Raw genomic sequence first — 22720 nt, forward strand, 5'->3', positions numbered from 1 at the left:
AATTGAATTTGGTTAAGCATGATAAATTGAATCTGCAATTTATCTGTTATAGATCATGGGTAAAGTAAATATTTCTTCCTCATGATTTTGTATTGGGAAAGTCCCGGTTCCCAGCTCTGACGTATCTCTTCTTCAGATTTACCGGCAATAATTTGTTGTTTCAGATCGTATGTGCCTGCAAGTTTATCGAAGTTTCCCATCTGGTTACTTTGCTTGAAATCAAAGAATTTCTCTTTGTAAGGATAGGCATTATACAGTTCGATCAGCCAGCTTAGATTAATTTTACCTTCTTTTCTGATTTTGTTGGTATTATATTGTCTGAGGTCTATGCCGTAGCATTCTTTATCCATGTGCAGCGGAGTTTCGCTCATGCCCTTTATGCCTTTGGGTACAAAAAAGAATTTGTATTTGCCTTTTAAGTCCGGATTGCCCAAAACAGTGAAAGGGAAATAGGTGCCGCGGCCCTGGCTTATGATGGTTCCTTCAAAAAGACAAAGCGTAGGATATAATAATATGGATTGAGGTGTGTTCAGATTGGGTGATGGTTTAACCGGCAAAACATAAGGGGTAGCATGGGTATAATTAGCCAGTTTAATGATTTTGATATTGCATTTTACCTTATTTGCCATCCAGCCTTCTCCATTCAGCATCTGTGCATATTCAGCAATGGTAAGTCCGTGAGTGATTGGAATAGCATTGTATCCGATTCCTGATTTCAATTTTGGATCGAGTACAGGTCCGTCGACATAAAAGCCATTAGGATTCGGACGGTCGAGGATGAGCACTTCTTTATTGTTTTCTGCACAGGCTTCCATCACATGCTGAAGAGTATTGATATAAGTATAGAATCTGACCCCCACATCCTGAATGTCATAAATCATCAGATCAATATCAGCCATATCTTCTTTGGTGGGCTTAAAATGCTTTCCGTACAAAGAGATTACCGGCAATCCGGTTTTTTTGTCAAAGCTGTTATCAACTTTCACTCCGGCACTTGCGTCTCCCCGAAAACCATGTTCAGGACCAAAAATTTTGACAATTTTCACTCCCAATGCCAATAAACTGTCAGTTACTGTAGTATTTCCAATAACTGAAGTGGGGTTAACTACCATTCCAATTCTTTTTCCTTTAAGATAGGGCAGATACTGATCAATCTGTTCCGCTCCGGTTAGAAGCTTACCACGAACCTTATCAAATGACTTTGCATCAATTTTTTTAGGATCAGGGACAGGATTCCGGAAATTTTGTGTTTGAAGTGCGCTGGCCGTAGTTGTCTGGAGAATCAATACAGCGATCAGTGTAAAGGCTAAACGGAACATAATGAATAGTTAAGTCTGGTAAAATTATAGAATTGTGATGAATTGCTTCCGATACGTGTTTGAAAAAAATTGCATCTTTGCTAAGGTACAAAAAAAACCATTTCAGGATTGAATTTACCCCTTTTTATTGCGAAACGAATAACGTTTAACAGCAAGCGGACCTTTTCAAAGTTGATTGTGCGTATCGCCATTCTTGGGATCATGCTTGGGCTTGCGGTGATGATTCTGGCTGTGGCAATAGTAAAGGGTTTCAAATCAGAGATCAGGGAAAAAGTAAGGGGCTTTTCGGGGGATATTCAGATCACCAAGCTGGATCTTAATGCTTCATTTGAGAATTCGCCTTTCATCTTATCCACGGAAGTGATGGATAAGATCAGACAGGAAGCAGGAATTGCAGATGTGCAGGCAATTGCAACCAAGAATGGAATCATTAATGCGGGTGATGAAATTGAGGGAGTTGTACTTAAAGGTGTAGATAAAACATACAACTGGACTTATTTTAATAAGATTCTTGTTTCAGGCAGAACCATCGATTTTTCGGATACGCTAAAGTCGCGTTCTCAAATTCTTATTTCAAAATATACGGCCGACAGGTTAAACTTAAAGGTTGGCGACGATTTTCTGATGTATTTCATTGAGAACTCTCTCCGAAAGCGAAAATTTCAAATTGCCGGTATTTATGATCTGGGAGTTGAAGAGGTAGATAAAGTTTTTGTAATCGGAGATATTGCCCTGATCAGAAGTCTCAATAATTGGAACTCATTGGAGGTGGGAGGATATGAACTTAGGGTCAGCAAATTCGATGAGCTTGAACCGGTAGCGGATAAGGTTTATGAGGATCTGGACATAGAACTGAAGTCGTATACCATTAAAGAGTATTATCCTGCAATTTTTGAGTGGCTTTCCCTGCTTGATGTAAATACTCAGGTAATACTTGTGCTGATGATAGCAGTTGCAGTTATCAATATGATTTCAGCATTACTGATCATGATTCTCGAACGAACTAATATGATCGGAATATTGAAAGCTCTTGGAAGCTCAAACTGGAGTGTTCGCAAGATATTTATGTACAATGCGGCGTATCTGATTGGATTAGGCCTGTTCCTCGGGAATGTTCTGGGTATAGGTTTAGGACTATTTCAACACTATACCCATTTTTTTACTCTGGATCAGGCTTCCTATTACATCAGTTTTGTTCCTGTACAACTCGATTTTCAGGACATTCTGCTTCTGAATGCCGGTACTCTGACAATCAGCTTGTTTGTTCTTTTGATTCCTTCAATGCTCGTTACCAGAATATCACCGCTTAAAGCAATTCGTTTTAAGTAGTTTTAGAGCTTTTTCAATGATATCAGAGCACTCTTTGTTTCTGTATTTCCCAGTCTGGGATAGGGGTTTACTGCTTCTAAAGTCACTGAATATGCTGCATTATTTATCCGGATGGTATCCTGACGATTAAATTTAGTGCTGCATAATCCGATACAAAGTTCGCTGCCAGTAAATGAGCCTGTATTGTCTGTCATTTTTATTTTAACAATTGCATTGCCTAAAATAATGCAGAATGCATTTGCCGGACAACGGCTGTCATTAATTGACTCGACCTTCAGTTGAAGACCGGTATTGCTGCCCGGAAGATTGATGGTTTCGTTTATTTTAAGCTCAAAAGGACCCTCAAATCTGGTATTGTCCTTGTCGCATGAAGCAAATAGAAGACCTGCTAAGCAAAGTATGGTAAGACTTATTTTTTTCATGATTATTCTCTTTTAATTTATGGTCAAGCCGGAGCGATAAGATAATTTGTAGCAGTACTTTTTATAGGTTAACCATTACTCTTCCAGATTAACTCGATCTTTCCTGTGAATTTTATTTCTTTCAGTTCGGATTCAGATAAATTGATCAGAGTACCGTTGCATAGGTATAACAAGGGAACGCTATTTATATTGGCTTCACAGCTTGATATAATAAATACAGTTTCCATATTATAGGATGATCTTGAAATGGTATAGCATTTGTTTTGCAAACTCAGTCTGCTGATTTCTACTTTGAGCCATGACAATTCATTTTTAGGATCATTTCCTCCGCATAATCGGGCTGCCTTTTCGCAGGAACTGAAAGAAAGCAAACCTGCTATAAAGACTGTAATCAGTATCGGATTCAATTTCATTATTGTTTCTTAGCTGTATTAAAATTCATTTTAACATTTATACCTGATGAACCGAATCTGAGATTTTCACTGCCCAGTCCGCCAAGCGGGTATTTAATAAAGGGCTCAATGCCGATGCTTTGGTTCTTGCCAATTTTGGTAGTAAATCCAAAAGATAGATTAACTGTTCTCATCAGATCAAAATGATTGAGCTTTTTACTGACCACCTGCTCATCCTGACTGAAGGAAGCACCAATCATCGAGTTGAAATTGCTGAAGCTGATTGCATAACGTTCATTCAGATAGGTTCCTGAGCTTAGTCCGGCTTGAATGTAGGTGCTGTTTTCCCCGGGGCTAAAAGAATATTTCAGGTTCACCGGAATATCCAGATTCAGAAGCTCAGCCTGATAATTACTTACGGATATCAGTGTACTTGTTGCAAACGCTGAAGAGGGTTGAAACGACCCGTATGCATTTGAAGGTGTATCTTCATTATAAGTCAGGCTGTTTTTACTCAGATTGATTCCTGTTGAAAGTTTTAAACGATTATTGATTCTGAAGTCAGATGAAAATCCGGCACCAAGGTTTATATTACTTTCACTGCCCTCGGCATAATTAATAAAAGAACCGGCATAAAGACCCAACACAATATTTTTATCCCGGTTTTTAGGTGATTTTAATCTTTTTTCTTTTGTATCCTTCGTCTCAAAATTATTCAGCTGAATCTGAGGTTTAACCTCTCCAATGTTTTTTTGAGCAAGCACCATGGTATCAGATTTTTCTTCCTGATCAGGTTCTGATAAATTGCTTAATAAGGGTTTGTTTTCTTTGTGGTTGTCTTCTAACTCCGGTTTTTCTTTTACAGCAAACAAATTTGTAGTTGATATAATGTTCTGACTTGCCCGATTTTGGTTCCTGTTTATTACCAAAGCATATTTAACATCTGTAATTACTTTTTCTGAAGCAACAGTATCAGTTATTTCATTGTTTAATGGTAATTCTTCTGATTTTACACTGTCATCAGACCTTGCCGGAGAAGAAAAACTCCTGTCAGCAAATATTGTTTCCTGCTTTTGATCGTCTTTGTAAAGAAAGAACAAAGAGGTCAGTATCATGATTGCTGCCGCTGAGCTGAACCAGAATAATAAAGGCCTTCTGTTAGTTTCCGGATACTTTTTTCTGAGTTCCTGCCACCCCTGATCGGCAGCAGGATCATCAAAGTTGTCGAAAACCTCGCGGATTTTATCTGCGATTCTTTGATCTTCTGTTTTTTTCATACCATTGATTCTAATCTGCAGGCTTCTCTTAATTTATCCTTTGCCCGGCTTAAATTAACCCGGGAAGTACCTGCAGGAATTTGCAGTATTTCTCCAATTTCTTCATGTGAATACCCATCGATCTCATACATATTAAACACAGTACGCTGTATATAGGATAGTTTGTTCATCAATGATAAAATATCCCTTGCGTTCATATTTTCAAGAACCTGAGCTTCATAACCAATTTCTGAAGCCTCATCCAGTTCACTCTGATGCATGTATTTTGTATCTTTTCTTATCCTGTCCAAGGCCGTATTAACCACAATCCGCTTTAGCCAGGGTTTAAAACTTTGTACATTATTAATGTTTCCGATTGAACGGAATACCTTAATAAATGCATCATTAATTACCTCAAGAGTATCTTCTCTGTCTGATAAGTAACGCATCCCAACACCCATAGCAAAGCCGAAGAAATGCTTGTATAGCCTTTCCTGTTGCTTTAAATTGCCATTTTTGCATTCCTGAATGAGCTCTTCTTCAGAAATGGAGGGTGGTTTCAGCATTCGTTAGTTTATTCTCTTCAATCTGTATTGGTATAATCCATTTGTTGTATTACAGGATGAGCAAAGTTCAAAATTACGTGTCAGAATCAGACTGTCATTTTTAACTTCATATCTGTAATTTCCATTAAGGATCATATTCCAGTCGAAATCTGCTGTCCATACCCTTTCATCCTGAAACTGAACTATGTTATTACTCAACACAGAGTATTTTCCGGTGCCACCGGCAGGAATGCGCCCCGTACTACCTGTCGAGGTATACTCTTTGCCATTCAGAATAACCGATACCTCTTCAGCACTTTTTGTAATTTGTGTTCCACCGGCAGGTATATAATAGAAAAAGCCTTTATAACTTCCGTCAAGAACCACCAGATTCAGCTTTTCGGAGCAGGCACCCAGGAGAGTGATGACACTAAAAAAAATGATGAGACTAAAGTGTCTGGCACGATCAGTTTGGCCGGAATCATGAATCGGGTATTCTGGACTGCCCGGACTTTTTTGGGAAAGATTGTTTGTCTGATGAATATTCTTATTTAACATGTCTGAACGTTTCATTATACAGCATTTACATATATAAGACGTAAGCAGTATTCAGAATGCAACAGCAGGGATAAAAAAAATACGAAAAATTTGCGGTTTAAGTGCTCGCCAGACCGGGCTTAATGATTTTTTGCTTCGTTCCAGAATATATCCATTTCAGACAAGGTCATATCTTTCAGATTTTTCCCCTGTTCTTTAGCCTTATTCTCAAGATATTGAAAGCGTTTGATGAACTTTTTATTGGTTCTTTCAAGAGCATCTTCAGGATTAATATCAATGAACCGGGCATAATTGATTAAAGAGAACAGCAGGTCGCCGAATTCAGATTCTGCTTTTTCCTTATCTATGGCCTTGTTTTCGGTAGTATTGAATTCATCTCTGAACTCTCTGAGCTCTTCTTCAACCTTATCCCATACCTGCGATTTTTCTTCCCAGTCGAAACCAACGCCACGGGCCTTTTCCTGAATTCTTGAAGCCTTTATTAAGGCCGGTAAAGAAAGAGGGACACCTTCAAGTACAGATTTATTTCCTTCCTTAAGTTTCAGTTGTTCCCAATTACGTTTTACCTCGGCTTCATCAGCAACGCTGATATCACCGTAAATATGCGGATGACGATGGATCAGCTTTTCACAAATGCCGTTCAGTACATCAACAATGGTGAATGCATTGCTTTCAGATGCAATGCGGGTATAAAATACCAGATGAAGCATAATGTCGCCGATCTCTTTTTTGATCTCATCCATATTCCCATCCAGAATGGAATCTGAAAGCTCATAGGTCTCCTCAATCGTCAGATGCCTCAGGGTTTCCATTGTTTGCTTTTTATCCCATGGGCATTGTTCTCTGAGCGTATTCATGATGGTTAGCAAACGCTCAAAAGCTGAGGCAGGATCGGATGCAGCAGGAGGGATGGGATTGATTGGCATAGGGCTTAAATTTATCTGCCAAAAATAAGCTTTTGTTCTTTAGGATTTAACTGCCCTGAGCATCTCCCGCTTTCCGGGTGCTCCGGGTGCTTTTTCAATACTGAACCCAATGCTTTTCATTGTTCTTTTTAGTTCGCCGGTAATAGCATAGGTAACAAATATACCTCCGGGTTTTAAATAGTTGCAGAGGTGTGAAAGTGATTCAATAGTCCACATTTCAGGCTGATGAATTGCTGCAAATGCATCGAAATATACCACATCAAACAAATGCTCTGATCTGAAGTTCATCAAGGTAGAATTGGCTATGAATAATGAGCGATCCGGGTTGATCTGAACTGGTTTGCTTAATGCCGCAGGATAATTTTTGAGGAAAGATTCCCATACCTCAGGAGAAACATAGTCATTATATCCGGTTTCGGTGATCATTTTTTCATCAAGCGGATAGGCTTCAATACCGGTATAATGTATGGGGATATCATTTTTTGTGCAATAATCAGCAGTAACAAGAAAATTCAGGCCTGTGCCGAATCCAACTTCAAGTATTGAAGCTTTGTTTGCTTTATTCTTGTCGAGGTAAAATAATAGTCCCGATTTCAGAAATACATGAATGCTTTCCTGCAATGCCCCATGTCTGGAATGATAATGCTCTCCAACTTTTTCATTAAAAAGGGTTTTGGAACCATCGGCAGTTAGTACAAAGCTTAGATGAGTCATCGGCGAATTAATTTACTTTGGTGCCGCGCTCTACCCAGCGACTCCATTCCTTGCTAAAAGTATGAATCTCTGAGGTTTGCACCCCGTTTTTTTTATAAACAGGATGACCCTGATTAACCCATTCAAAAATTCCGCCATGAAGGTTAAAAACGTTTTTGTAACCTGCTTCTATCAGTTTTTCAGCAATTTTATCACTTCGGCTGCCAACCGAGCAGTAAACAACTATGGTTGATGTTTGAGGAATATCATAGATTTTTCGCATATCAAACCAGAAATAACCTACTTTTCGGGCATTTTTCAGGTGACTTACTTCATATTCTTCCTCTTCACGGGTATCAAGAATATACAGATTATGCTTATCGAGTTTTAAAAAATCCTTAATTGAAATAAGAGGAGTAGTGTTTTTCTGATACAGGCTATCAAGCATTTGCCGGAATTCCGGATTTTTGATTTGTGCATTAAGACCTGTACTCAGAAAACAAATTAGGATCAGAAAATATTTACGCATACAAAGTCTATAACGTTCTAAGGGTTCCGGAATTACTCAGAGTGATTTTTTTACTGAACAAAAATCAATTGGTCGTAAAGCTTTAATTGTTGCTTCACTGATACAAATGTATCAATATTCAGTTTTTTTAATAGCTGATTAGTATATGTCAAGCCTAAAAATAGAAATTCCGGGTGAAGCTCAGCGGATTAATTTTTGAACATTTGGGTAATCATTAAACCGTGATGCCCGGCATCCATAACTCCAATTCCTATATGCGTAAATGTTTTGTTCAGAATATTGGCTTTATGGACGGGGGAAGACATCAATCCATCATGCGCCTGCATTGTATTTTCTGCAAGAGCCAGATTTTCACCGGCTAATCTGTATTCGATTCCTTCAATTTTAAGTCTGTCGTATGTGTTTTTTCCTTCAGGTGAATAATGTGAAAAATAAGCTCTTTTCAGCATGTCTGCAGAATGTATTCGTGCTGCATTTGAAAGTTCCTCATCAAACTGAAGAAAATTCAGACCATTTCGCTCCCGCTCCTGATTGACCATGGATAACATTTCTTTTTCCAGATCTTTCCTTTCGATGCCTGTGGTTGAACCGAAAGGCAGGCTGATAATTTCTTTCTCTTTCGGATATATGGTTATACTCCTGCCAAAATAATAGCCAAGCTTATTCAAAGTACTGTCAATTACATTATGCCGGTTGCCGGTATAATTATTCCATTGAGATGCAATCAGGCTGCTTTCAACTTCCTGAGATGTAATTTTGGATGGATATGATCTGAGCATCAATGACAGTACTGCAGCATAGAATAATCCGGATACCAGCCCGGGTAGCAGACCTGCAGATTTGTTGATTTTATTTCTATGCAGTTCTTCAGGGAATTTTGCTGAACATTGATCGAAAGAGTGATATATAAAACGACTTGAAATTGCCAGCAGAACAATAAAGCCCAAAGGCCTTATCCAGGGCTCATTGATATCTGAGATATGTTCAATCAGTCTTGCAATGAGTTCGGAGGAAAGGAAAATGGCAAGTATGCTTATTGTCCAGATCAAAATGCCGGCAATAGAATGAATAAACCCTCTCTGCCATCCCAGCCTGGTGGCCAGAGCAATAATGAATATCATTAAAATATCGATCAGGTTCATTGCAGTATAAAAAAGGCCTTTGTTTGAAATTACACAAACAAAGGCCCTGATTCATAAAATTAAAAAATATTACCAGATTCTGATGCGGTCTTCCGGCTTTTTATAAAGTTTATTGTCAGGTTTAACATCAAATGCCTCATACCATGCATCCATGTTAACAGGGGCGCCAATTGTGCGGTATTGGCCCGGCGAATGTGGATCAACAACAATTAACTGAGCTGCAGACTCGTTCAGGATATTACCCTTCCATACCTGTGCCCATGATAGGAAGAATCGCTGATCGGGCGTAAATCCATCAATTTTTGTAGGACTTTTTCCCTGTCCGGTCATTTTGAATGCTTCGTAGGCTGCATTTAAACCTCCTAAATCTCCGATATTTTCTCCAAGCGTTAATTTACCATTAACATGAAGGGTATCAAGTACAGTATAGTCATTAAACTGCTTTTCTAATGCAGTAGCTTTTTCTTTGAACTTTACTCTGTCTTCATCAGTCCACCAGTTACGTAAAGTTCCGTCTTTGTCATACTGACTGCCCTGATCATCAAAACCATGCGAGATCTCATGACCAATAACGGCACCAATACCACCATAATTTACTGCATCATCTGCATTTGGATCGAAGAATGGGAACTGCAGAATACCAGCCGGGAAAACAATCTCATTATTAACCGGGTTGTAATAAGCATTTACAGTAGGAGGGGTCATACCCCAGCGGGTTTTATCAACAGGTTTACCTAACTGATTGACCATGTCATTATAGCTCCAGGCGCTTGCATTTTTTAAGTTTGCGAAAAATGTGTTTTTGTTGATTTCAAGTCCCTCATAATTTTTCCATTTGTCGGGATATGCAATCTTTGGAGTGAAGGCATGTAATTTATCCAGAGCTTTCTGCTTGGTAACATCGCTCATCCAGTCAAGATTTTTTATTCTGATCTCATAAGCTTTCACCAGATTGGATACCAGTTCCTGCATTCTTGCTTTGGCTTCAGGCTTGAAGTGCTTGTTTACGTATAATTGTCCAAGCAGGTCGCCAACTGTTCCGTCAGTTAGTGAAGATACTCGCTGCCAGCGGGGAGTTTGAACCCGCTGACCTGTGATTACCTGGTTGTAAGCAAAGGTTGCATTGACAAAGTCTGAACTCAGATAAGGAGCAGCTGATTTTAATACATTCCACTGAAGGTAGGTTTTAAGCTCATTTACAGGAGTACTGCCAAGTAAGCTGTTCAGCTCAGTGAAAAATTTTGGAGAATTTACAAGAACAGTATCTTGTCCGTTAACTTTCATCAATGGCATTAATGAAACCCAATTCAGGTTAGATGTAGTCTTACCCAGGTCAGCAATAGGGAATTTATTGTATGTCTTATAGGGATCACGCATTTCAACACGGCTCATTTGTGCTGCTGCAAGTGTTTTCTCGATGCTGAAGATTATCCCGGCATTCTTTTCTGCTTCAGTTTGTGATGTACCTGTCAGGGTAAATAATGTAGTAATATATTGTTTAAGTGCATCCTGTATCTTCAGGCTTCTGGCATCATTTTTCAGATAAAAGTCTCTGTCGCCAAGAGTGGTGCCTCCCTGAAATAGTTGCGGGACAATATTTTTTACATTTTTTCTATCCTGACCAACAAAGAATCCAAAGAAAGGAGAACCGGCACCGGTAGTTCTCATAACGGCTGCATGTTCAACAATTTCCTGCAAGTCAGAAAGCTGATTTATCTTTTCAAGGTCTGCCAAGATAGGAGAGTGTCCAAGTTTTTCAATGATTATACTATCCATTCCTGCAGAATAAAAATCTCCAACCCTTCTTTCTATTGATCCGGGTGCAGCCTTTTTGTTGTTTGCGGCATCGTTCAGAATGGTCTTAACAGCATTGATGTTGAAGTCGCGTAATTTGTTAAAACTACCCCAGCGGGTTTCTTTAGGTGGAACCGGATTGTTTTTAATCCATGTACCACTTGCGTAATTGTAAAAATCATTCCCGGGATTTTTACTCAGATCCATATCTGCTTTATCTATGAAGACCTGCTTTTTTACAGGTTTGGAGTCATGCTGAGCATAAGTTTGAACAGAAAGCAAACACATAGCAGCAGACAGTAAAACACTTGAATAATTCATCATTTTATATTTTCTGGTTAGTGAAATAGAGCTGCAAAAATAAGCGATATACAGATTAAGATAAAATTACTCGTAGTAAATAAAAGGTGTTAAAGGTTTAATATTAAGCATGAGTCAGGCCAGATTGCTAAAAAAATATCGTTTCTTATGCCCAGGGATAGTTTTTATTCCATTTTTCTTTTCCTGAAACAGGAGTGATTTTCTTTTCTCCCGTTTTGAAGAAGCGCTCAGAGCTGAGCTCAGGAAAGCAAAAAACACATAATTCTGAAAAATCAGCACAGAAAATACCTCTCAAAAACGTATTTTTACCGTTTTAATTCCCTTTTGGCAAATGAGTATTCCTAAAACGTACAATCCGAGAGACACAGAGGATAAATGGTATAAATATTGGTTAGATAAGAAATTTTTTCGTTCTGTACCTGATGAGCGCGAACCTTATACCATAGTCATACCTCCGCCAAATGTTACCGGAGTATTACACATGGGGCACATGCTTAACAATACTATTCAGGATGTACTGATTCGTCGTGCCCGTATGCAGGGAAAAAATGCCTGCTGGGTGCCTGGAACCGATCATGCTTCAATTGCTACTGAAGCAAAGGTGGTAGCTTTACTGAAGGAGAGGGGTATAGAGAAGAAAGATGTTAGCCGTGAGGAATTCCTGAACTATGCCTATGAGTGGAAAGACAAGTATGGCGGGATCATACTTAAGCAATTAGAGAAGCTGGGAGCTTCATGCGACTGGGACAGAACCCGGTTTACCATGGAGGAAGATCTTTCAGAAGCAGTTATTGATACCTTTATTCATCTCTACAAGAAGGGTTGGGTGTACCGTGGAATCCGAATGGTAAACTGGGATCCCAAAGGGATGACCGCAGTATCTGATGAAGAGGTAGTCAGGAAAGAAGTTAACCAAAAACTTTACTATATCAGATATAAGGTGAATAACTCATCTGAAGATGATTATATAACGGTTGCTACTACCCGTCCTGAGACAATTATGGCCGATACAGCCATCTGTATCAATCCGAATGATCCAAGATTTCAGCATCTGAAAGGTAAATCAGTTTCCATTCCTTTGATCGGGCGTGAGATTCCGGTTATTGAAGATGATTATGTGGATATGGAGTTTGGAACAGGTTGTTTAAAGGTTACACCTGCGCACGATCTGAATGATTATGAGTTAGGGGTAAAGCATAAGCTTCAGGTTATCGATATTCTGAATGATAATGGTACACTGAATGAAAAAGCAGAAATTTTAGTAGGTGAGGATCGTTTTGCGGCAAGAAAGAAAATTGCTGTTTTACTTGAAGAGAGTGGAAATCTTGAAAAGGTTGAAGATTATAAATCCCAGATCGGGTTTTCAGAACGGACCGATGCAGCTATAGAACCTAAGCTTTCCATGCAATGGTTCTGCAAAATGTCTGAAATGTCAGGACCCGCTCTGGATTATGTTCTGAATGGTGAAATTAAATTGATTCCGGAGAAGTTTATCAATACGTATAAACACTGGATGGAGAATGTGAAGGATTGGTGCATCAGCAGGCAATTATGGTGGGGTCAACGTATTCCGGCATGGTATAATGCAAAAGGAGAGTGGGTTGTAGCTAAAAGCAGAGAAGAAGCTGTTTTACAGTTTAAAGAACAATATCCTGATTCCGACTCGTCTGTGATTAGCCAGGATGAAGACGTTGTAGATACCTGGTTTTCCTCGTGGTTATGGCCAATATCTGTTTTTGACGGATTTAAGGATCCTGAAAATGAAGATATCAATTACTATTACCCTACTAATGACCTCGTTACCGCACCTGAGATTTTATTCTTCTGGGTAGCGAGAATGATTATGGCCGGACATGAGTTCAGAGGAGAAGTGCCTTTCAGAAATGTGTATCTGACCGGTATTGTTCGTGATAAGCAGGGGCGCAAGATGTCTAAATCATTGGGTAATTCCCCTGATCCTATCGGTCTGATCGATACCTATGGAGCTGATGGTGTGAGAGTTGGAATGTTGCTATGTTCGCCGGCAGGTAACGACCTGATGTTTGATGAGAGCTATTGTGAACAGGGCAGAAATTTTGCCAATAAGATATGGAATGCTTTCAGACTGGTAAAAGGCTGGGAAACAGACAGCAGTCTTCCAAATACAAATCAACAGGCAATCAGCTGGTTTGAATCTGCTTTCAATAATGCCTTAACTGATATTGAATCTAATTACAGTCAATATCGCCTTTCAGAGGCACTTATGGGTATTTATAAATTGGTATGGGACGATTTCTGTGCATGGTATCTTGAAATGATAAAGCCGGCCTATCAGCAGCCGATTGATGCTGAAACATATCGTATAACGATTGGGTTCTTTGAGCGTATTTTAAAACTTTTACATCCATTGATGCCTTTCTTAACCGAAGAATTATGGCATGATGATCTGTTTGAAGAAAGAACGGAAATGGAATGCTGCATCGTTGCAGCATATCCTGTAGCCGAGAAGGTTGATACTGCTTTGTTGGCTGATTTTGATATAGTTAAACAGGTTATTTCAGAGATCAGAAATATCAGAAATACCAAGCAGATATCGCCTAAAGAAGCCCTGACTTTGTCTGTTAAGGCAAATTCAGAGCTTGTTTATAAGGATTATGTAAATATTATTCATAAACTGGCTAATATCAGTGAGGTAAATTTTATTGGTGAGCCAATTCCGGGTGCCGGAGCATTTATGGCAGGTAAGGATGAATTTTTTGTACCCCTTGAAAATAATATTGATGCCGGTGCAGAACGCGAGCGTATCGGCAAGGAAATAGAGTACCTTCAGGGATTTCTGAAGTCGGTAGAAGCTAAACTGTCAAATGAACGTTTTGTTCAGAATGCAAAAGCAGAGATTGTTGAAAATGAACGTCGTAAGAAAGACGATGCTCTGTCTAAGATCGCAATCCTGGAAGCAGGACTGAAGTCATTACAATAAATTAATTGAAATAAATTTTAAGGCTGGCGGGGTTTAAAATTCTGTCAGCTTTTTAATGTTCTGATCTTTTCTTTGATCTCCCAGCGCTTTGTTTCATTTCTGATTGCATTTAAGTAAAGAACATGAATCTTTTCATCGGTATGTACTCTTAATTCACAAAATTTGGTGCTGATATAGGTAATATCCTTTACACATACCTTTATAATTTCATTTTTTTCGGCATCGAAATAATTTAATGATTCATTGTTTATTTCAACGAAGGGTACTTTTTGATATTTCTGAAAATAAGAGAAAATAAGTAGAAAAAGTATTAAGCTCAGGGTCAAATTCATGGTTATAACCGCAATATATTCAAAATTATAGCCAATGATATTCAGAACCAGAATAAGAGTAATGACAATAGAAAACTTCCAATAAGGGACTTCTGTTCTTAATGAACGATAATTACTGATATAATACTGATAAGTCATAATGATCAATCTTTTTCCATTGATACGTGGATTGAGTAAAAAAGGTTTTGAAAATGACTGATTATCAGGCTGGTTTTATAAGCCGGCCAGCTTTTACAAAGCTAGCCGGCTTATATAATCTTAGCAACAACCTCCGCCAGGTGTACATGCAGCCGGCTCTTTCGGCTTTTCTGCATACACGCTGATACTGAATATGCCGGTTTCCCCTGATTTGAATGCTTCAAGTTCAGCTGCTGAAAGATAATTTGCAAGGATATCATCCGGAATGATGATAGCTTTCTCTTTTTGGATTTTAATATTACTGAAACCATTGATTTTGATCAGTTCCATATAAGTATCTTTCTGAACAGCTCCTGAAACGCAACCTGCATACATTTCAGCAGTATTTCTTAACTGATCAGGAAGATTTCCCTGAAGTACAACATCTGATATACTGAAGTGCCCGCCGGGCTTTAAAACTCTGTATATCTCAGCGAAAACATTGTTCTTGTTTGGTACAAGGTTAAGAACGCAATTGCTGACTATTACATCTGCTGTATTTGCACTTACCGGCATGTGCTCTATATCTCCCTGACGGAATTCAACATTGTTGAAGTTTAGCTTTTCGGCGTTCTCACGTGCCTTATTGATCATAGCATCTGTAAAGTCAATTCCAATCACTTTACCGCTTTCACCGGTTTCAGCTCTTGCAATAAAGCAATCATTTCCGGCACCTGAACCCAGATCTATAACTACATCTCCCTTTTTGATTGCGGCAAACTGTGTAGGTAAGCCACAACCAAGACCCAGATCAGCATCCGGATTATAACCGTTCATTTCTGTGTAATCATCACTCATAATATTATAAACTTCGGTACTGCATGATCCGGCGCCGCAGCAGGATGACTGGTTGGTGGTCTTATCCTGTAAAGCAATCTCGCTGTACTTCTGTTTTACCATTTCTTTGATTTCTGATTCCGTTTTCATTGTATTTATAATTTATTGTTAATGTTCTATTGTAATATTGCGATAATATATTTTAAATTTTTTTAACAGCAATTTTCCCTGCAAAGTCCCGAGGAAAAGAAGTCGGCAGTTAAGTCTCTTATCATTTCCCATTTCTGAGGATCCAGACAATAGCAAACACTTGTACCCTCAATTGTTCCTTTGATAATTCCGGCATTCTTAAGCTCTTTAAGATGCTGTGATATGGTTGCCTGTGCTAATCCGAGTTCATCAACCAGGTCGCCGCAGATACAGACTTTTGATTGAATGATATACTGTATGATTGCAATGCGGGCAGGGTGGGCAAGCGCTTTTAGCAATTGTGCAAGCTCATTTTGCTCTTTTGTAAATATTTCAGATTTCGTTAGTCCCATATTATATCGCAATATTACGATTAATAATTGTATTCTGCAAATTTTTTTAATTTTAATTCATTCGAATCACATTGATGGATTGGAGTATCAGGTAAATAGATGAGGTATATTTTAGAAATGGCTTACAAAATTATCCGCGAATACACTTAAAATAAGTTGTCTGGCAATTACTCCGTCAGTAATTCAATCACAGAACATATTCTTTAAGTCCAATTGCCGGATGTTTTGGGCATTTAGAATTCACTTTGGGAAATGGGTTCTGATGGTTTTAGATCTTTCAGCCTGATCATACTGGTATGTTTATTGGGGAAGGAGATTGAGAGTGATCTGGCTTCCGGATTCTTAGTGTTCATCAAAAGATACTTGTTTTAACCCGGCTTATACGGTCGTTAGTTCTTTCTTAAACATATTTCTTAAATTTAATAATTCCCATCATGTGCATGAGTTTCATAATAGGGTAAACCGGATCAAACTCAAACCATTTTTTAGCAAAATTAGCCGAGTTTGGGTAACGGTGATGATTATTCTGGAACAGTTCTCCAAGCATCAGTAAATCAACCGGACTTGTATTTCTGGATTGATCATTATTATCAAAATTTGAATAGCCGTATTTATGCCCGCACCAGTTTACGATGGCTCCATGCAATGGCCCCATCAGATAATGAATTGGTAGCAGAATATACATCCATTCAGATCCTTTAGGTACGAATTCAACATAATACCAGGTATATGCTGCTCCGAATAATAACCTTGAGGCAATGGATGAGCCTATTCTGTCAATTAGCGGCCACTCCGGATAATATCCCTGAAAGCGTGCTTCCGGATCTTTACTGCGCTTTAAATGATCACGGAAGGTGATAATAGTGGCTTTCATCAACTGAAAAACATCCGTAAAGAAATGAGGCGAGTGCGGATCTTTCTCCGTATCACTGTAGGCATGGTGCTCTCTGTGCATCATCGCATATGCCCGGGGATTTAAGAATGAGGCTCCTTCAAAGATAAATGCCATGAAATAAAAAATACGCTCCCAGCCTTTTGACATGGTAAACATCCGATGCGAAGCGTACCGGTGCTGGAAAAAAGTTTGAAAGAACAGAGAAAGAAACCAATGGGCAATAAAAAATATCAGAATGGCCATAAAATATCAAAAGGTGTTATACACAAGTAATGGCCACCTTGTAAGAGATGAATTTAGAACGAGTGAGGGTTAATCAGATTTGAAAACAGAAAAATACTAAATATTCCTGCCGGAAGGCAATTTATCCTGAGATAGCTTACCCTGTTGGTTCTAAAGATAAGATAATAATCTAAATCCGGAGCGAAAACATTTATTCGAAACCGGCTGTCAGGGTAGTGAATCCCTTTTATATGTGCTGTGGGTATCTTGCTTAAGAGAATATCCGGTTTGATTTCTTCCCGACTTGTATCAGCATGCTATGTAACCTATTGATAATTAATCACACAAATATTGGATAATCTGCATGTGCTATGTACTTATTACTCAGGTATTATATAATTTATGTACTGTTAATGCAATTTAACAGATTGAAGTAAAATAACAAACCCCCGCCATAATGACGAGGGTTTGTTTGACTATTGAATTACCATCCTTTATTCTGAATTAAAGCAGGGTTTAATAAGATCTCATTCGCTGGTATTGGGTATAAGTAATGTTTCTCTTCATATGACTTAGGTGTATTGCTAAGCCATATAAGGTTCCCTTTATTTCCCTGCGATAACTTTGATGAGTTATTATCGAGTACAAAATAAGTAACCCCGCTAACCCGGATTGCCGGTACTTTATCTACGAAGCTGACATCGGGTTTACCATCCTCATTTAAATCAAGAAGCTGATCTTTGCCCGGTACATAAATACCTTCATATACTTTTTCGAGTAGTTTACCGGCTTTCCAGCGACGCAGATCATCGTAACGAATACCTTCAGATACCAATTCAATTCCTCTTTCTCTCCTGATCTCCAGCAAAGCTGCATTGCTTATACCTGTGAAAAATTGTGATTGTAAATATAAATCAGGACTTACAGGCATCGCTGTACCGGTAATTCCGGCACGATTTCTAAGTGCTCCGACTGTAAGGTTCCAGTCGGCCGCAGTTAGGGTTCCCAGCTCTGCTTTTGCTTCGGCATAATTAAGCAGTACCTCTGCATATCTTATGATTGGAATTGAATTATAACTTTCTGTTCTTGTATCAAAGTACTTATCATCCATAGAAAATTTCTGGATCTGATAGCCCGAGTAGGTTACTGTAAAATCAGGTGGGGCAGGAGATCCGTCGGTTCTTTTATAACTCCCCATTCTGATTGTTTGCTGTAATCTTTTATCTCTGTTTTTTACTTCATTCTGGAATTCCATTGTGCTGTAACCCGGAACATCAGTAAATCTGCTGCCGTCTGAATTAAGGTAGGTATTAATGAATTTTTTATCCAGACCTAAACGTGCTCCCAAAGTTGCGCTGTTGAACCACCATGCGGCATTGTGCCATTTCTTTAATGCGTTATTGTAAACAGCGGCCAATAAAACTTCGTTTGATACAGGGTTTTCACTTATGAACAGTGCCCGGTAATCAGTATTTGGATTACCGGTATTATGTAACTTGTATTGTCCGCTTTTGATCAGCAAGTCTGATGCATTTGCAGCTTCCTGTAACCACTTATCAGCAGAAGATGTTAATGCAGCTTCAGGATGATACTTTCTATACGTACCTTCAAAAAGGCATATTCTTGATTTTAATGCAAGAGCTACCCATTTAGTGATTCGTGTGCTTGAATTGTCCTTGGTGCTGTAGATATTATCGCTTGCAAAATCAATATCAGCCAGAACCGAGTCCATCACAACACTGCGGGAATCACGACCTTTATACATATCCTTATCATCTACATTCAGCGTATGCCCATACCATGGCACATCACCAAATTGTTTAACCTTTTGATAGTAGAAATAGGCCCTGAAAAATCTGGCAATACCTGCATAATGGTTTCGTGCTTTTAGCGGAATTGCAGGGTTATTGTAATTTTCAAGAAAATAATTAATGTTTCTCAGATCACCCCAGCTCCATCCTGTTGCATCCTGACTGCTTAACCTGCCTCCGATATAGTTGGGTACTGCATTGGGTACCGTGATATCCGACATAACATCTCCCTGATAGATGCTCGGCCCATCGGGCAGCATCTGAGCATAAAAGGAATTAACATATAGCTGAAGATTGTTTTCATTTGCAAAAGCCTGTTCCGGGGTAAGTTTATCAATGGGTTTCAGGTCGAGGTATTTTTCGCAGGATGTAAAAGTAAATGCTGCGATTATCAGTAAAGGAATAAATATTTTATACATGTTCTTGTATTTTAATGATTTATAAAATGTTAGTTAGATTCCCAGGTTGATCCCCAGAGTAAAACTTTTTTGCATTGGATATGAAAATCCGTCACCTCCACCCGCATTAATCTCAGGATCGGAACCTTCAATAACTTCAGGGTCGAAGTTTTTAGTAACCTTAAACATCCTGGAGTAGGTCCACAGGTTCTGACCTGTTATATATGCTCTTAATGAAGATATTTTCAGTTTTTTTAAGACGGGCGATGGCAATGAATATCCGACCGTCAGGTTCTTCAGACGGATATAACTTGCATCCTGAAGATATCGGGTCTGTTTAACGGCCAGTTCTCTTGTTCCCGACAATGCAGTATATCCTCTGTAGCGTGGGAAGTAGGCATTAGGGTCAGGGTTCTCCGGAGTCCAGCGGTTCAGATTGAAAGCAGGTAAAAAGCTATAAGGCCGGTTTGATTGTCCCCAGAAAAATGCTGCTTCTGTTGATGGATACCAGTCTCTTTTGCCAATTCCCTGGAAAAAGAATGAAAGCGAAAAGTTTTTCCAGCCAAGATCTCCTGTAATACCATAGGGGAATCTGATAGAGGAATTACCAATGATCGACTGATCTCCCGGATCATCTAACGTGTTTTTGCCGTTATTTACTTTTCCGTCATTATTCAAATCCCTGAATTTTATATCACCAGGAAGCAATTTATTGGCGTTTGATACCACGAAATAACTCTGATTTGCATGTGTTGCTATGTCCTGGGCAGATTCAAAAAAGCCTTCAGTCTGGAAACCCCAAATATCCCCAAGTCGCTGATTTTCATAATAAGATGAAAGCAGATTATTCGGGTTGTAAAACTTGGTAATTTTGGAGATATTATCAGCAAGCGTAAATCGTATGCTATAGCTCAGTGGATTATTAGTCCCGATTCTGTCAGACCAGGTAGCAGAAAATTCCCAGCCTTTTGTTAGCAGATCAGCAAAATTTCCTTTTGGTACCGCTGAGCCGAATACAGCCGGCAATGGCTGTCCGCTTGTGATCATATCTGTTGTTTTTCTCTGATACCAATCAAAAGTGGTTGTAAACCTGTTGTTTAATAGTCCAAGATCAGCTCCTATATCAAGCGTTGTAGATTTTTCCCAGGTAAGTCCATTAGGCAGGACTGCCGGTTTTTGTATATAGTTAGGGAAAACTCCGTTAGAGATTACATTTGATAATGCCGGTGATATGGTTTCCATAAAGCTGTATGGAGCAATATTTCCGTTTCCTAATGAACCATAAGAAGCCCTGATTTTTAAATTATCCAGCCAGTTTTTGCTGCCCTGAAGGAATTTTTCTTCAGATAGTATCCATCCGGCTGAAGCGGATGGGAAAAAGCCAAATGCCTGGTTTTTAGGAAATTTTGAAGATCCGTCGTACCGTCCATTGAGCTCAAGTAAGTATTTATTTTTAAAGGAGTAATTTGTACGGTAGAATATACCTGCAGTTGCCCACTCTTCACCTCCTCCGTTTACTCTGTAGTTCAGTCCGGTGGCAAGATTAAAATCTACCAGATCGTCAACAAGTAAACCGTCTCTTTGAGTAAATCTGTTTCTTAGCTGATCATATTCCAGGTTTCCTCCGGCTAAGAATTTCACATTATGATTACCCAAAGGCAGTGAGTACTCTCCATACAAGTTTGAAACATAATAATTTCTGGCTGAAGTGTTTTCCGATAAATAGTTTAGTCCTGAAGTGATCATTTCGCCAGGTTTTATGCTATATGGTACAGGGAAAAACTTCCTTTCATCACTGTTGTCGGTTTTTAGATAAGAGAAGTCTCCTTTGATACTCAGCCTGTTCTTAATAGGATTTGCTTCAAAACCAATTGTATTTCTGTTAAAACTTCCTTTAGCAGCTGATTTACTTTTCCCATAATAAAAGTCGCCTATTGAATATGCACCTACAATAGACATTGTTCCATCGGGATTTAGCATCGGGGAAACGGGAAATGCTGTTACAGCCATCATTCTCCAAACAGCATTAAGTCCTCCAACCGAAGTCAATGGATAGGTATATTTATCATTTGAAAAATCAGAGTTAGTATTTAAACTAAGCCAGTCATTTATCTTTATATTACCTTTTACTCTGAAATTATACTTATTGAAATCGTCGGAGTTATATCTGAAAATTCCTTCCTGCGTATAATATCTTCCCGACACCATAAAGTTGATCTTTTCAGTTCCACCCCCAATACTCAGAGAGTGTTCCATTGATCCGTTATTATCCTTGTATAATTCCCTGAACCAGTCAGTACTGCCATAATATTGATAATTGCCATTTACAGGATTAATAGAAATCCTGGGAAGCGAAGGATTTTCGGAACGTGCCTTAAGAGAGTCGAGATCTGAAAGGGAAAAGGGTAATTGTGAGTTTATGCTTTGCGGATGTGACAGGTAATCATTCCATGAGTTAAATGATTCATCAAAGTTTTTTGCCCAGATATAGCCGTCAGAAATAAGATCCGGAGTTGTGGTTCTCTGATTTAGAGAATAGTTTGTACTGTAATTAACTTGTATTTTATCTTTATTCGGATTTTTTGTTGTAATCAGCACTACCCCAAATGCTCCTCTGGCTCCATAGATGGCTGCAGATGATGCATCTTTAAGTACAGAAATGCTCTCAATATCATTTGGATTCAATGTGTTCGGATCTCCGGGTACTCCGTCGACCAATACAAGGGCACTTCCCCCGGATCCGATAGAAGTTATTCCACGTATGTTATAGGTTGCACCGCGGGTAGGTTTTCCGTCTGTCATTTTTATATTGAGATTCGGGATTACACCCTGCAAACCCCGGGTAATATTGGTTAATGGACGGCTTTCAAAATATTTGCTTCCAATCTGATCAACAGCTCCCGTTAAATTTGCTTTCTTCTGAGTACCGTAGCCAACAACGATAACCTCATTTAATGCTTCGGAATCAGTTTTTAGCAGAATTCGTAACGAGGTTTGTGCTTGAATTAATACTTCCTGAGATTCAAACCCAATGAAGCGAAAAACAAGTGTCTGCCCACTATTGGCCTTAATGCTAAAGTTTCCTTCGCTATTGGTAGTTGTACCGGTTGCACTGCCTTTAACCAAAACAGTTACACCGGGCAGCGGGATTTGCTGATCATCCGTAACTATTCCGGATACGATTCCCTGCCCGAGTACATGGCTCGAAAATACTAGCACTGAGAGAAATATTAACAGTGCAGTTTTGAAAAATGTGTAAAGAACATTCATTTTTTTGTTTTCTTTTAAGTATTTAAATGGGTGATAAATTTTCACAATAGTATAACCCGCATGTTTATAAATCAGGCTTTATCTATTATCATATAATTAAAAAAATGAGAA

Annotated in this window: 19 protein-coding genes; 2 read left to right on the plus strand and 17 right to left on the minus strand. The window is 38.9% G+C overall.

Translation table 11 applies throughout. The features are described 5' to 3' along the window. Window positions 1-53 precede the first annotated feature (53 nt). Window positions 54-1319 carry a DUF1343 domain-containing protein gene (locus P2W72_RS14705; RefSeq protein WP_276364077.1) on the minus strand — a complete coding sequence of 422 codons (1266 nt, stop codon included), beginning with the start codon at window positions 1317-1319 and terminating at the stop codon, window positions 54-56. 177 nt (window positions 1320-1496) lie between these two features. On the opposite strand from P2W72_RS14705, the gene P2W72_RS14710 reads away from it, so the two are divergent. Beyond that, window positions 1497-2648 carry an FtsX-like permease family protein gene (locus tag P2W72_RS14710; protein WP_346429778.1) on the plus strand — a complete coding sequence of 384 codons (1152 nt, stop codon included), beginning with the start codon at window positions 1497-1499 and terminating at the stop codon, window positions 2646-2648. 2 nt (window positions 2649-2650) lie between these two features. Here the strand turns inward: P2W72_RS14710 and P2W72_RS14715 are convergent, their stop codons facing one another. The 10 genes from P2W72_RS14715 to P2W72_RS14760 form a co-directional block, all read right to left on the minus strand. Further along, entirely contained in the window at window positions 2651-3070 is a 420-nt protein-coding gene (locus P2W72_RS14715; protein WP_276364083.1) for a hypothetical protein, read from the minus strand. Between the two features lie 68 nt (window positions 3071-3138). Next, window positions 3139-3483: a hypothetical protein gene (locus P2W72_RS14720; RefSeq protein WP_276364086.1), complete on the minus strand. Its 345-nt coding sequence runs from the start codon at window positions 3481-3483 to the stop codon at window positions 3139-3141. After that, complete coding sequence (locus P2W72_RS14725) at window positions 3483-4739, minus strand: outer membrane beta-barrel protein (protein WP_276364089.1); 1257 nt, start codon at window positions 4737-4739, stop codon at window positions 3483-3485. The genes P2W72_RS14720 and P2W72_RS14725 overlap by 1 nt, the downstream gene beginning before the upstream one ends. After that, entirely contained in the window at window positions 4736-5284 is a 549-nt protein-coding gene (locus P2W72_RS14730; protein ID WP_276364091.1) for an RNA polymerase sigma factor, read from the minus strand. The genes P2W72_RS14725 and P2W72_RS14730 overlap by 4 nt, the downstream gene beginning before the upstream one ends. A 3-nt stretch (window positions 5285-5287) precedes the next feature. Next, on the minus strand, window positions 5288-5836 hold the full coding sequence (locus tag P2W72_RS14735; RefSeq protein ID WP_276364094.1) for a hypothetical protein: 549 nt from the start codon (window positions 5834-5836) through the stop codon (window positions 5288-5290). A gap of 104 nt (window positions 5837-5940) precedes the next feature. Beyond that, on the minus strand, window positions 5941-6747 hold the full coding sequence (gene mazG / locus P2W72_RS14740) for a nucleoside triphosphate pyrophosphohydrolase (protein WP_276364097.1): 807 nt from the start codon (window positions 6745-6747) through the stop codon (window positions 5941-5943). A gap of 39 nt (window positions 6748-6786) precedes the next feature. Beyond that, window positions 6787-7461, minus strand: a complete 675-nt coding sequence (gene mnmD / locus P2W72_RS14745) for a tRNA (5-methylaminomethyl-2-thiouridine)(34)-methyltransferase MnmD (protein ID WP_276364100.1) — start codon at window positions 7459-7461, stop codon at window positions 6787-6789. Window positions 7462-7468: 7 nt separating this feature from the next. After that, complete coding sequence (locus tag P2W72_RS14750) at window positions 7469-7969, minus strand: rhodanese-like domain-containing protein (protein ID WP_346429779.1); 501 nt, start codon at window positions 7967-7969, stop codon at window positions 7469-7471. Window positions 7970-8157: 188 nt separating this feature from the next. Further along, entirely contained in the window at window positions 8158-9111 is a 954-nt protein-coding gene (locus P2W72_RS14755) for a CvpA family protein (RefSeq protein ID WP_276364106.1), read from the minus strand. Window positions 9112-9180: 69 nt separating this feature from the next. Next, window positions 9181-11226, minus strand: a complete 2046-nt coding sequence (locus tag P2W72_RS14760; protein WP_276364149.1) for a M13 family metallopeptidase — start codon at window positions 11224-11226, stop codon at window positions 9181-9183. Window positions 11227-11557: 331 nt separating this feature from the next. Between P2W72_RS14760 and P2W72_RS14765 the strand changes: the two genes are divergently transcribed. Beyond that, window positions 11558-14185, plus strand: a complete 2628-nt coding sequence (locus P2W72_RS14765; RefSeq protein ID WP_276364108.1) for a valine--tRNA ligase — start codon at window positions 11558-11560, stop codon at window positions 14183-14185. A 44-nt stretch (window positions 14186-14229) separates the two neighbouring features. Here P2W72_RS14765 and P2W72_RS14770 read toward each other — a convergent pair whose 3' ends face one another. The 6 genes from P2W72_RS14770 to P2W72_RS14795 form a co-directional block, all read right to left on the minus strand. Then, complete coding sequence (locus P2W72_RS14770) at window positions 14230-14655, minus strand: hypothetical protein (RefSeq protein WP_276364111.1); 426 nt, start codon at window positions 14653-14655, stop codon at window positions 14230-14232. A 120-nt stretch (window positions 14656-14775) separates the two neighbouring features. Beyond that, window positions 14776-15621 carry an arsenite methyltransferase gene (locus P2W72_RS14775; RefSeq protein ID WP_276364114.1) on the minus strand — a complete coding sequence of 282 codons (846 nt, stop codon included), beginning with the start codon at window positions 15619-15621 and terminating at the stop codon, window positions 14776-14778. 62 nt (window positions 15622-15683) lie between these two features. After that, window positions 15684-16013: a metalloregulator ArsR/SmtB family transcription factor gene (locus P2W72_RS14780; RefSeq protein ID WP_276364117.1), complete on the minus strand. Its 330-nt coding sequence runs from the start codon at window positions 16011-16013 to the stop codon at window positions 15684-15686. A gap of 400 nt (window positions 16014-16413) precedes the next feature. Further along, the gene (locus P2W72_RS14785; protein WP_276364120.1) at window positions 16414-17151 is read right to left on the minus strand and encodes an acyl-CoA desaturase; all 738 of its coding nucleotides are present in this window, start codon (window positions 17149-17151) and stop codon (window positions 16414-16416) included. Window positions 17152-17614: 463 nt separating this feature from the next. Then, a complete protein-coding gene (locus tag P2W72_RS14790) occupies window positions 17615-19360 on the minus strand; it encodes a RagB/SusD family nutrient uptake outer membrane protein (protein WP_276364122.1) in 1746 nt (581 codons plus the stop codon). Window positions 19361-19393: 33 nt separating this feature from the next. Next, on the minus strand, window positions 19394-22558 hold the full coding sequence (locus tag P2W72_RS14795; RefSeq protein WP_276364125.1) for a TonB-dependent receptor: 3165 nt from the start codon (window positions 22556-22558) through the stop codon (window positions 19394-19396). Window positions 22559-22720: the final 162 nt, after the last annotated feature.

The organism is Daejeonella sp. H1SJ63, from assembly GCF_029360775.1.
GTDB lineage: Bacteria > Bacteroidota > Bacteroidia > Sphingobacteriales > Sphingobacteriaceae > Daejeonella.

Coding starts and splice junctions, on each gene's coding strand:
- P2W72_RS14715 (WP_276364083.1), bottom strand. CDS start 3,070: ATGAAAAAAATAAGTCTTACCATACTTTGCTTAGCAGGTCTTCTATTT.
- P2W72_RS14775 (WP_276364114.1), bottom strand. CDS start 15,621: ATGAAAACGGAATCAGAAATCAAAGAAATGGTAAAACAGAAGTACAGC.
- mazG (WP_276364097.1), bottom strand. CDS start 6,747: ATGCCAATCAATCCCATCCCTCCTGCTGCATCCGATCCTGCCTCAGCT.
- P2W72_RS14730 (WP_276364091.1), bottom strand. CDS start 5,284: ATGCTGAAACCACCCTCCATTTCTGAAGAAGAGCTCATTCAGGAATGC.
- P2W72_RS14780 (WP_276364117.1), bottom strand. CDS start 16,013: ATGGGACTAACGAAATCTGAAATATTTACAAAAGAGCAAAATGAGCTT.
- P2W72_RS14770 (WP_276364111.1), bottom strand. CDS start 14,655: ATGACTTATCAGTATTATATCAGTAATTATCGTTCATTAAGAACAGAA.
- P2W72_RS14735 (WP_276364094.1), bottom strand. CDS start 5,836: ATGAAACGTTCAGACATGTTAAATAAGAATATTCATCAGACAAACAAT.
- P2W72_RS14705 (WP_276364077.1), bottom strand. CDS start 1,319: ATGTTCCGTTTAGCCTTTACACTGATCGCTGTATTGATTCTCCAGACA.
- P2W72_RS14725 (WP_276364089.1), bottom strand. CDS start 4,739: ATGAAAAAAACAGAAGATCAAAGAATCGCAGATAAAATCCGCGAGGTT.
- P2W72_RS14755 (WP_276364106.1), bottom strand. CDS start 9,111: ATGAACCTGATCGATATTTTAATGATATTCATTATTGCTCTGGCCACC.
- P2W72_RS14790 (WP_276364122.1), bottom strand. CDS start 19,360: ATGTATAAAATATTTATTCCTTTACTGATAATCGCAGCATTTACTTTT.
- P2W72_RS14750 (WP_346429779.1), bottom strand. CDS start 7,969: ATGCGTAAATATTTTCTGATCCTAATTTGTTTTCTGAGTACAGGTCTT.
- P2W72_RS14760 (WP_276364149.1), bottom strand. CDS start 11,226: ATGAATTATTCAAGTGTTTTACTGTCTGCTGCTATGTGTTTGCTTTCT.
- P2W72_RS14765 (WP_276364108.1), top strand. CDS start 11,558: ATGAGTATTCCTAAAACGTACAATCCGAGAGACACAGAGGATAAATGG.
- P2W72_RS14785 (WP_276364120.1), bottom strand. CDS start 17,151: ATGGCCATTCTGATATTTTTTATTGCCCATTGGTTTCTTTCTCTGTTC.
- mnmD (WP_276364100.1), bottom strand. CDS start 7,461: ATGACTCATCTAAGCTTTGTACTAACTGCCGATGGTTCCAAAACCCTT.
- P2W72_RS14720 (WP_276364086.1), bottom strand. CDS start 3,483: ATGAAATTGAATCCGATACTGATTACAGTCTTTATAGCAGGTTTGCTT.